Raw genomic sequence first — 8,912 nt, forward strand, 5'->3', positions numbered from 1 at the left:
GTGGATGCCGGCGAGGTCCAGCCCGGCCGCCTGCGCCTGCTCCAGACCGGCGAGGTAGGCGTCCATGACCTCGCGGTAGCGCTCCAGCGAGAAGATCAGCGTGACGTTGACACTGATGCCGGCGCCGATGACCTCGGTGACCGCGGGGAGACCGGCCTTCGTCGCCGGGATCTTGATCATCACGTTGGGGCGGTCGACCAGCCAGGCCAGCTGCCTGGCCTCGGCGACCGTCGCCGCCGTGTCGTGGGCCAGGCGCGGGTCGACCTCGATGGAGACCCGGCCGTCGACGCCGTCCGTCGCGTCGTACACGGGCCGCAGCACGTCGGCGGCGGCGCGGACGTCGGCGGTGGTCATCATCCGGACGGCCTCGTCGACCGTGACGCCGCGCACGGCGAGGTCGGTGAGCTGCTCCTCGTAGCCTTCGCCGGAGCCGATGGCGGCCTGGAAGATCGACGGGTTGGTGGTGACACCCACGACGTTCCGGTTCTCGACGAGCGCGGCCAGGTCGCCGGTGCTGATCCGCTTGCGCGACAGGTCGTCCAGCCAGATGGAGACGCCCTCGTCGGACAGGCGCTTGAGTGCTCCCGCGGTGGCGGTTGCTTCGTTCACTGTGATCATCTTCTTTCTGGCGATCGGATCAACCGCGGGCTGCGGCGAGGGATTCCCGGGCGGCGGCGGCGACGTTCTCGGGGGTGAAGCCGAACTCGGCGAACAGGGTCTTGGCATCGGCGGAGGCGCCGAAGTGCTCGAGGGAGACGATGCGTCCTGCGTCACCTGTGAAGCGGTACCACGTGAGACCGATTCCGGCCTCGATCGCGACGCGGGCCCGCACGGACGGAGGAAGGACACGGTCCCGGTACGCGCGCGGCTGCTCCTCGAACCACTCCACGGACGGCATCGACACGACCCGGGTGCCGATGCCCCCGGCCTCCAGCAGCTCGCGGGCGGCCACGGCGAGCTGCACCTCGGAGCCGGTGGCGATGAGGACGACGTCGGGGGTCCCGGTGGAGGCCTCCCGCAGGACGTAGCCGCCCCTGGCCGCGTCGTCGTTGCGCGCGTAGACCGGCACACCCTGACGGGTGAGGGCCAGTCCGTGCGGGGCCGGGGCGGTGGAGTGCCGCCGGAGGATCTCGGCCCAGGCCACCGCGGTCTCGTTGGCGTCGGCCGGGCGGACGATGTTCAGCCCGGGGATGGCGCGCAGGGAGGCGAGATGCTCGACCGGCTGATGGGTGGGGCCGTCCTCGCCGAGGCCGATGGAGTCGTGCGTCCACACATAGGTGACCGGCAGCTGCATGAGGGCCGACATGCGGACGGCGTTGCGCATGTAGTCGGAGAACACCAGGAACGTGCCGCCGTAGACGCGCGTGTTGCCGTGCAGGGCGATGCCGTTCATCTCCGCGGCCATCGAGAACTCGCGGATGCCGAAGTGGACTGTGCGGCCGTACGGGTCGGCCTCGGGCAGCGGGTTGTCCTTCGGCAGGAAGGACGACGCGGCGTCGATGGTCGTGTTGTTGGAGCCGGCCAGGTCGGCGGAGCCGCCCCACAGCTCGGGGACGACCGCGCCGAGCGACTGGAGCACCTTGCCGGAGGCGGCGCGGGTGGCGACGGACCGCCCCTGCTCGAAGACCGGCAGCGCCTCCTCCCAGCCCTCGGGCAGCTGACCGGCGACGATCCGGTCGAAGAGCCGCGCGCGCTCCGCGTCGCTGGTGCGCCACTCCTCGATCCGCTTGTCCCAGGCTGCGTGTGCCTCGGCGCCCCGGTCCAGGGCCCGTCGGGTGTGGGCGAGGACCTCGTCGGCGACCTCGAAGTCGCGGTCCGGGTCGAAGCCGAGGACGCGCTTGGTGGCGGCGATCTCCTCGGCGCCGAGCGCGGAGCCGTGGGAGGCCTCGGTGTTCTGCGCGTTCGGGGCGGGCCAGGCGATGACCGTGCGCATCGCGATGATGGAGGGCCGCCCGGTCTCGGCCTGTGCCGCCCTCAGGGCCGCGTACAGCGCGTGGACGTCGATGTCTCCGTTGCCGGCGGGCGCGATGCGCTGCACGTGCCAGCCGTAGGCCTCGTAGCGCTTGAGGACGTCCTCGGAGAAGGCCGTCGCGGTGTCGCCCTCGATGGAGATGTGGTTGTCGTCGTAGAGGAAGACCAGGTTGCCGAGCTTCTGGTGGCCGGCGAGGGAGGATGCCTCGGCGCAGACGCCCTCCTCCAGGTCGCCGTCGGACACGATCGCCCAGACGGTGTGGTCGAAGGGGGAGGTGCCCTCGGGGGCGTCGGGGTCGAACAGGCCGCGCTCGTAGCGGGCGGCCATCGCCATGCCGACGGCGTTCGCGACGCCCTGGCCGAGCGGGCCGGTGGTGGTCTCCACGCCGGCCGTGTGCCCGTACTCGGGGTGGCCGGGCGTCTTGGAGCCATGGGTCCGGAAGGCCTTGAGGTCGTCCAGCTCCAGCTCGTACCCGGCGAGGAAGAGCTGTGTGTAGAGGGTCAGCGAGGTGTGGCCGGGGGACAGGACGAAGCGGTCACGGCCGGTCCACTCGGGATCGGCCGGGTCATGACGCATCACCTTCTGAAAGATCGTGTACGCGGCCGGGGCCAGGCTCATCGCGGTGCCGGGGTGCCCGTTCCCGACCCGCTGCACGGCATCGGCCGCGAGGAGGCGGGCGGTGTCCACGGCACGCCGGTCGAGGTCGGTCCACTCGAAGCCGTCGGAGGTCTGCGTGCTCATCTTCAAGAAGTCCTTGATCGAAGCGAGAGTTCTGGCCGGGCGCGTTCAAAACTAAAAGTCTGACTTTTACGTGGGAAGGGCGAGGTGTGTCAGCCTGTGGTGAAAGTGGGACATCGGCGGTGCGACAGGGGCGGCACGAGAAGGACATGGCGGACAGAACCATCCAAGGCGTCGGCGACGGCGACGGGATCAGAACCTTCCCCTTCCCGGTCGACCTCAGCGTCTGCGGGGTCGGCATGCAGGTCGGCCCCATGGGCACCGGGCGCACCTGGCACGCGGAAGCGCCCCTGCACCGTGTCCATCGCATCGACTTCCACGTGGTCATGCTCTTCGACCGCGGCCCGGTACGGCACATGATCGACTTCGCCGAGCACGAGGCGACGGCCGGTGACCTGCTGTGGATCCGTCCCGGTCAGGTCCACCGCTTCTCGGACGCCGACGAGTACCGCGGAACCGTCCTGACCATGCAGCCCGGTTTCCTGCCCAGGGCCACCGTGGAGGCCACCGGCCTCTACCGCTACGACCTGCCGCCCCTGCTGCGCCCCGGCCCGGCACGGCTCACCGGCCTGCGCGCGGGCCTCGACCAGCTGCAACGCGAGTACGAGGACACTGCGACCCTGCCGCTGAGCCTGCACACGGCGGTCCTGCGCCACTCGCTGACCGCGTTCCTGCTCCGGCTCGCGCATCTCGCGGACAGCTCGGCGGAGGCGGCCCGGCAGCAGGCGGACACGACGTTCACCCTCTTCCGCGACGCGGTCGAGAAGGGCTTCGCCACCAACCACAGCGTCAGTGCCTACGCCGACGCCCTGGGCTACTCCCGCCGCACCCTCGTCCGCGCGGTCCGCGCCGCCACCGGCGAGACGCCCAAGGGCTTCATCGACAAGCGCGTCGTCCTGGAGGCCAAGCGTCTGCTCGCCCACACCGCCATGCCGATCGGCCGGGTCGGCGCGGCGGTCGGCTTCCCCGACGCGGCGAACTTCTCGAAGTTCTTCCATCTGCACACCGGGCAGACCCCGGCCACGTTCCGGGCGGAGCTGCGCTAGCGACCGGGGACTCTAGTACCCCATCGGGCGGTAGTACCCCAGCACCGCGGCCAGTTGCGCGAACCACTGTCCCAGCAGTTCGCGCGGCCTCGCCGTCACGGCGCACTCGTAGACCCGGCCGTCGAGATGGACGACGGCCATCATCAGGGCCTTGCCCGAGGGACTCGCCCGGTAGTGGACGCTGCGGATCTCCTCCCAGGGGAACTCGGCGGTGACGTCGTGGTCCTCGAACGTCACGCCTTCCCCGTCGACCACGATCGAGTTGTGACGGTCGACGACCAGGAACTCCGGTCCCGCCGAAGCCGGTTGGGGTGGCATCGGCGGCTGCGGGTGGGGCTGCTGCGCCGGGGCGTACGGCGGCGGGGCCGGCGCGTACCGGGGCGGGGGCGGTGCGTACTGCGCCGGCGGGCCGAAACCCTGCGGCTGTCCTTCGCCGTACGGCGGCTGATGCGTCATGCGTCCCCCGGTCCCCCGCGCTTCGTCGTCTCCGAGGGGAAACCTACCCGCCGTACGCCGGCCGGGCGCCATCCGGTGCCCGTTCCCGCCTCACCGGGCGTCCGCCGGCAGTGAAACATTTCCGGGAGCCCACCGCATCAGTGAAGTGAGAACGGTCCGAGCCTCCGAGGCGACAGGGGGAACCACGCATGAGACTGGTCCGCGCGGAGGGGTATGCCGAGTTCGCGGCGGCGCGCTCCGGGCACCTGTACCGGTCCGCCTGCCTGCTCACCGCGGGCGACACGCACCTCGCGGAGGATCTGGTGCAGGAGACCCTCGGCCGGCTGTACGTCCGGTGGGGAAGGGTGTCGCGGGTCGGCAACCCCGCCGGGTACGCCCAGACCGTGCTCACCCGGACCTTCCTCGCCCACCGGCGGCGCCGCAGCAGTACCGAGTGGGCGACCGACGCACTGCCGGACGTGCCGTACGCCCCCGGCGACACGTCCCTGCGGCTGACCCTGCTGCAGGCACTGGCCCGACTGCCCGCCAAGGACCGGGCCGTGGTCGTCCTGCGCTACTGGGAGGACCGCACCGTCGAGGAGACCGCCGACGCGATGAACGCGAGTTCGGCGGCCGTGCGGACGCGGTGCGTGCGGGCTCTCGGACGGCTGCGGGAACTGCTGGGCGAGGACCTCGGCGAGTACGCGCGGCCCTGACGGCTCCGTTCCGTCCCGACTCACTTCCGTCGCATCACCTCAACCACGGGAAACGGTGGTCTGCCATGTCCGTTGAACAGCACAACGACCCCCTCGGGGACCGGCTCTCCGCCGCCCTGCGCGAGACCGCCGGCGGCTTCGACACCGACCGGGCCGCGCTCGCCGCCGCCGGACTTGCCCGCGGCCGGCGACTGCGGCTGCGCCGCGGGGGGGCGGTCGCGGGCGGGGCGGCCGGGCTGGCGCTCATCGGTGCGGGCGGGGCGCTGCTCCTGCCGCCGGGCCAGCCCCACGCTCCGCAGCGCGCCTCCGCGGCCGCGAAGCCGAAGGCCACACCGACCGCCGCCCCGGTCACCGGTGACCAGCTCCTGCGTACTCTCGAACATCTGCTGCCCAAGGGCAGGACCAGCGGCCAGGAGTCGCGTGGCGCCGACGAGTCCCCGCTGGGGCCGTACGCGCACGTGGTCTACGACGACGGCAAGGGCAAGGGCGCCGTCGGCGTGAGCCTGGGCCGGGTCGAACCGGGCAGTGAACAGGCCCGTCAGAGCACGGCCTGCCCGGACAAGACGTTCACCCCGTACGACCACTGTTCCACCGGCATGCTTCCGGACGGGTCGACGCTCAGGCTCCTCCAGGGGTACGAGTATCCCGACCGGCGCGTGGACACCAAGTGGTGGAGCGCGGAACTGGTCACCCCGGCGGGGCAGCACGTCTCCGTGAGCGAATGGAACGCCGCCGCGGAGAAGGGCGCCCCGGTCTCCCGGGCCGAGCCGCCGCTGAACAGGGCCCAGTTGAAGAAGCTGGCGACGGCCGCGGTGTGGCGCGGATACGTCGACTCCATCCCGCAGGACCGCGGGAAGCCGACCGCGGCACCGAGCGCTCCCCATGCCGTCACCGGCGGCCGTACCACCCTCCTCGCACTGCTGCCCAAGGGGCTGCACGTGGTGGCCAGGAGCCAGGACGACACGGACTCCGCCTACGCCGTCGTGAACGACGGCAAGGGCAGGAGCCTCGTCCAGGTCAATGTGCAGGCCGACATGCGGGACGTCGCCGGTGACCTCTTCGGCGCAGACTCCGAGACCCTGGCGAACGGCACCCGGGTCGCCGTCCACCAGGGACCGGGCGAGAAGGGCCGGGAGGGCGTGGTCATGTGGACGGTCGACACCATGCGCGCCGATGGCCGGCGTGTCGTGATCAGCGCCTTCAACTCCGGCACGCAGCACGACGCCGCGACGCGCAGGACACCCGCGCTCACCGTCGAGCAGCTCCGCGCGATCGCGCTCAGCCCGAAGTGGGACCAGGTGCGCTGACGCGGACGGCACGGACCCGGGGTGCCGCCCCGGGTCCGAACACGCCTCAGTGCCCGAAGTCGAACCAGTTCACGTTCACGAAGTCCGCCGGCTGACCGCTGGTGAAGGTCAGATACACGTCATGCGTGCCGGTGACGGAAGCGATGTTGGCCGGGACCGTCCGCCACGACTGCCAGCCGCCCGTTCCGGCCAGCGCGAAGCTGCCGACGGGGGAACTGGAACGGCTGTCGAGACGCACCTCGACCAGCCCGCTCACCCCGGAGCCGGCACCGCTCGCCACCCGCGCGTAGAACTGGGTGGCCGCCGTGGAGCCGAAGTTCACGCCCTTGTACAGCGCCCAGTCGCCGTTGGCGATCGAGCCGATGTCCTGACCGCCGCCGGTGTCCGTGGTCGACTCGGCGATCACGCCGGACTGGCTGTCGTACGACTCGGCCTGGACGGCGGAGTAGGCGTCCCGGTTGCCCGGGGGCGGGGGAGTGGTACCGCCACCGCCACCGCCCCCGCTGCCGGACTGCAGGACCTGGACGTAGTCGACGACCATCGGGCGGCCGGAGGCGGTGTCGCCGTCCAGGCCGCCGCCCAGCGCGTCCGGGAAGGCGCCGCCCATCGCCACGTTGAGGATGACGAAGTAGCCGTGGTTCGTGGCGTTGGCCCAGGTCGTCGCGTCGACCTGGTTCGCCGTCACCGTGTGGTAGTTGACACCGTCGACGTAGAAGCGGATCGCCTCGGGGCTCACCGAACGGTCCCACTCCATCGTGTAGGTGTGGAAGCCGGACTGGCAGGTGGTGTTCGGGCAGGCGATGTTGTTGCCGATGCCGGAGGTCTCGTTGCAGGGGCCGCCCGGGTTGGTACCGCAGTGCATCGTGGCCCAGACCTTGTTCAGGCCCTGGACGTTCTCCATGATGTCCAGCTCGCCCACGCCCGGCCAGTTCTGGTAGTTGCCGCGGTAGGGGGCGCCCAGCATCCAGAAGGCGGGCCAGTAGCCCTCGGCCGCCGTGCCCGTGACGTTCGGCATCTGGAGGCGGGCCTCGACGCGCAGCTTGCCGCCGGCCGGGGGCTGGAAGTCGGTGCGGGTGGTCTCGATGCGGCCCGACGTCCAGCGGCCGGCCGAGTCGCGCAGCGGGGTGATGCGGAGGTTGCCGTTGCCGTCGAGCGAGACGTTGTTCGTGCTGTTCGTCATCGTCTCGGCCTCGCCGGTGCCCCAGTTGGCGGGGCCGCCGGGGTACGAAGTCCCGGTGTCGTACTGCCAGTCGGAAGTGTTGACCCCGGAGCCGGCGGAGCCGTTGAAGTCGTCGAGGAAGACCTGGGTCCAGCCCGACGGGGGCGTGGGCGCCGAGGCGCTGGCGGGCAGGGTGGCGGCCGCGGCCAGTACGGCCGCCAGTCCGAACGCGGCGAGGGCGGCGGTGAGGGCCCGCCGCCGTCTGGGTATACCGGAGGTTTCGCTCATGGGGGTGCCTCTCGGGTACGGAGGGGATGCGCGGGTGCCTTCGAACGTCTGAGAGCGCTCTCAGAGTGCGCCCAATGTGCTCTCCGCTCCTTCGGTCGTCAAGAGTTAAAGCAAAGAAAGTCCTTGTTTCGCAACGGAGTTCATCCGATGAAGACACCCTGCGTCAGAGGGCGCTGCCCGCCTTCCAGTCCGCCCGGGACAGGTTCCGGCCGTTGAGGCCGTTCGACGGCTCCACGGTCCTCTCGCCCGAGTTCCTCACGATCACCACGTCACCGGGCATCGAGCTCTCGTGCAACTCGTAGCCCGCCACGAGGGCGCGACGGCAGGTCGGCAGTTGGCGTGCGGCATGTCCGGGATGCCGCACTCGTCGCCGAGCCCGACCGTGGACGACTCCGTCCGCGTCTGCCCGAACCGCTCGCTGATCACCATGATGCCGACCGGCTGCACGGGTTCTTCGCCGACGTCCACTTCGTCCGGCCGTCGTTGCAGGCGCCGGACAGGGCCGAGCCGTCGCTGCAGGTGACCGTGACCGAGGCCGGGGCCGGGGTGCCGTCGGTGGCGGTGACCTCGACGGGGCTGGTGAATTCGGCCTTCCTGGTGCCGGCGGCGGGCGTGACCGTGATGGTCGCCATCCCGGTCGTGAGGGCCTGCGCGGACGTCGTGACGCCGCTCCTGCCGTCCGGGGTGGCCGAGGCGTCCGGGGCGGAACCGCAGCCCGTCGGGGCGGCGGCCGGCAGCGCCTGGAGGACGCCGAGGATCCCGGACGCCGAGGATCCCGCGCCGGGACCGCCGCCGCGGCTGCCCCCGACCGGTTCGATTTGTGACGACTCCTCGAACCCGGGCACGACACGCCCTCCTGAGCGGTCCGTCTGTGCCTGGGCATCCCGCGCCGCTCGTCCGTAGCGGTCCTTTGAATCCGCAGGCGGCTCCCTGAGATTCCGGTGAGGACCCGCGACCCGACGGCCAGAAAGCGCGGTTGCCCCTGCCGATCCCCGTGTGAACGAGGTATGAACAGCCGACCGGCGTCCTGCGTTTCCGATGGGATCCCGCCCCCGTACGGCTTTCCGGAGGTATCCGTGACCGAAGTCCGCAAGCGGCACACCGTGGCCATCGTCGGAGCAGGCGCGGCGGGCGCCCTGACCGCCGTCCAGCTCTGCGAGACGGCGACCCGCCGCCGGACTCCCCGCCCCCTCGAGGGGGGCGACCCGGGCCCGGGGGGGGGGGGCGGCGCGCGGGGGGGCGCCCCCCCGC

The 8,912-nt window shown here is 71.6% G+C and carries 9 protein-coding genes; 3 read left to right on the forward strand and 6 right to left on the reverse strand.

Features of this window, described 5'->3' with window-relative positions; genetic code table 11:
* Together tal and tkt are read right to left on the reverse strand one after the other, a co-directional pair.
* The coding region (tal, locus tag ACFW2E_RS33710) for a transaldolase (protein WP_384471767.1) at nucleotides 1–618 on the reverse strand (618 nt) is incomplete at its 3' end.
* 19 nt (nucleotides 619–637) lie between these two features.
* Nucleotides 638–2,713: a transketolase gene (tkt, locus tag ACFW2E_RS33715; RefSeq protein WP_384471770.1), complete on the reverse strand. Its 2,076-nt coding sequence runs from the start codon at nucleotides 2,711–2,713 to the stop codon at nucleotides 638–640.
* Between the two features lie 146 nt (nucleotides 2,714–2,859).
* On the opposite strand from tkt, the gene ACFW2E_RS33720 reads away from it, so the two are divergent.
* Nucleotides 2,860–3,756 (forward strand): helix-turn-helix domain-containing protein, encoded by an 897-nt coding sequence (locus ACFW2E_RS33720; RefSeq protein ID WP_384471773.1) that lies wholly within the window; start codon nucleotides 2,860–2,862, stop codon nucleotides 3,754–3,756.
* Nucleotides 3,757–3,768: 12 nt separating this feature from the next.
* Here the strand turns inward: ACFW2E_RS33720 and ACFW2E_RS33725 are convergent, their stop codons facing one another.
* Nucleotides 3,769–4,212 (reverse strand): hypothetical protein, encoded by a 444-nt coding sequence (locus ACFW2E_RS33725; protein WP_384471776.1) that lies wholly within the window; start codon nucleotides 4,210–4,212, stop codon nucleotides 3,769–3,771.
* A gap of 188 nt (nucleotides 4,213–4,400) precedes the next feature.
* Here ACFW2E_RS33725 and ACFW2E_RS33730 point away from each other — a divergent pair, with 188 nt between their 5' ends.
* Together ACFW2E_RS33730 and ACFW2E_RS33735 are read left to right on the forward strand one after the other, a co-directional pair.
* Nucleotides 4,401–4,907: a SigE family RNA polymerase sigma factor gene (locus ACFW2E_RS33730; RefSeq protein WP_384471778.1), complete on the forward strand. Its 507-nt coding sequence runs from the start codon at nucleotides 4,401–4,403 to the stop codon at nucleotides 4,905–4,907.
* 65 nt (nucleotides 4,908–4,972) lie between these two features.
* Nucleotides 4,973–6,214 carry a hypothetical protein gene (locus tag ACFW2E_RS33735; RefSeq protein ID WP_384471781.1) on the forward strand — a complete coding sequence of 414 codons (1,242 nt, stop codon included), beginning with the start codon at nucleotides 4,973–4,975 and terminating at the stop codon, nucleotides 6,212–6,214.
* A gap of 46 nt (nucleotides 6,215–6,260) precedes the next feature.
* Here ACFW2E_RS33735 and ACFW2E_RS33740 read toward each other — a convergent pair whose 3' ends face one another.
* From ACFW2E_RS33740 to ACFW2E_RS33750, 3 genes are all read right to left on the reverse strand, one after another.
* A complete protein-coding gene (locus ACFW2E_RS33740) occupies nucleotides 6,261–7,661 on the reverse strand; it encodes a glycoside hydrolase family 16 protein (protein ID WP_384471784.1) in 1,401 nt (466 codons plus the stop codon).
* Nucleotides 7,662–7,824: 163 nt separating this feature from the next.
* Nucleotides 7,825–7,971, reverse strand: a complete 147-nt coding sequence (locus ACFW2E_RS33745) for a hypothetical protein (protein WP_384471787.1) — start codon at nucleotides 7,969–7,971, stop codon at nucleotides 7,825–7,827.
* 112 nt (nucleotides 7,972–8,083) lie between these two features.
* Entirely contained in the window at nucleotides 8,084–8,506 is a 423-nt protein-coding gene (locus ACFW2E_RS33750; RefSeq protein WP_384471790.1) for a hypothetical protein, read from the reverse strand.
* Nucleotides 8,507–8,912 lie beyond the last annotated feature (406 nt).

Origin of the sequence: Streptomyces sp. NPDC058964, assembly GCF_042741275.1 — a bacterium.
GTDB lineage: Bacteria > Actinomycetota > Actinomycetes > Streptomycetales > Streptomycetaceae > Streptomyces.

Excerpts from the sequence above, each read along its gene's own strand:
- ACFW2E_RS33720 (WP_384471773.1), top strand. The coding sequence starts at position 2,860 with ATGGCGGACAGAACCATCCAAGGCGTCGGCGACGGCGACGGGATCAGA.
- tkt (WP_384471770.1), bottom strand. The coding sequence starts at position 2,713 with ATGAGCACGCAGACCTCCGACGGCTTCGAGTGGACCGACCTCGACCGG.
- ACFW2E_RS33735 (WP_384471781.1), top strand. The coding sequence starts at position 4,973 with ATGTCCGTTGAACAGCACAACGACCCCCTCGGGGACCGGCTCTCCGCC.
- ACFW2E_RS33730 (WP_384471778.1), top strand. The coding sequence starts at position 4,401 with ATGAGACTGGTCCGCGCGGAGGGGTATGCCGAGTTCGCGGCGGCGCGC.
- ACFW2E_RS33740 (WP_384471784.1), bottom strand. The coding sequence starts at position 7,661 with ATGAGCGAAACCTCCGGTATACCCAGACGGCGGCGGGCCCTCACCGCC.
- ACFW2E_RS33725 (WP_384471776.1), bottom strand. The coding sequence starts at position 4,212 with ATGACGCATCAGCCGCCGTACGGCGAAGGACAGCCGCAGGGTTTCGGC.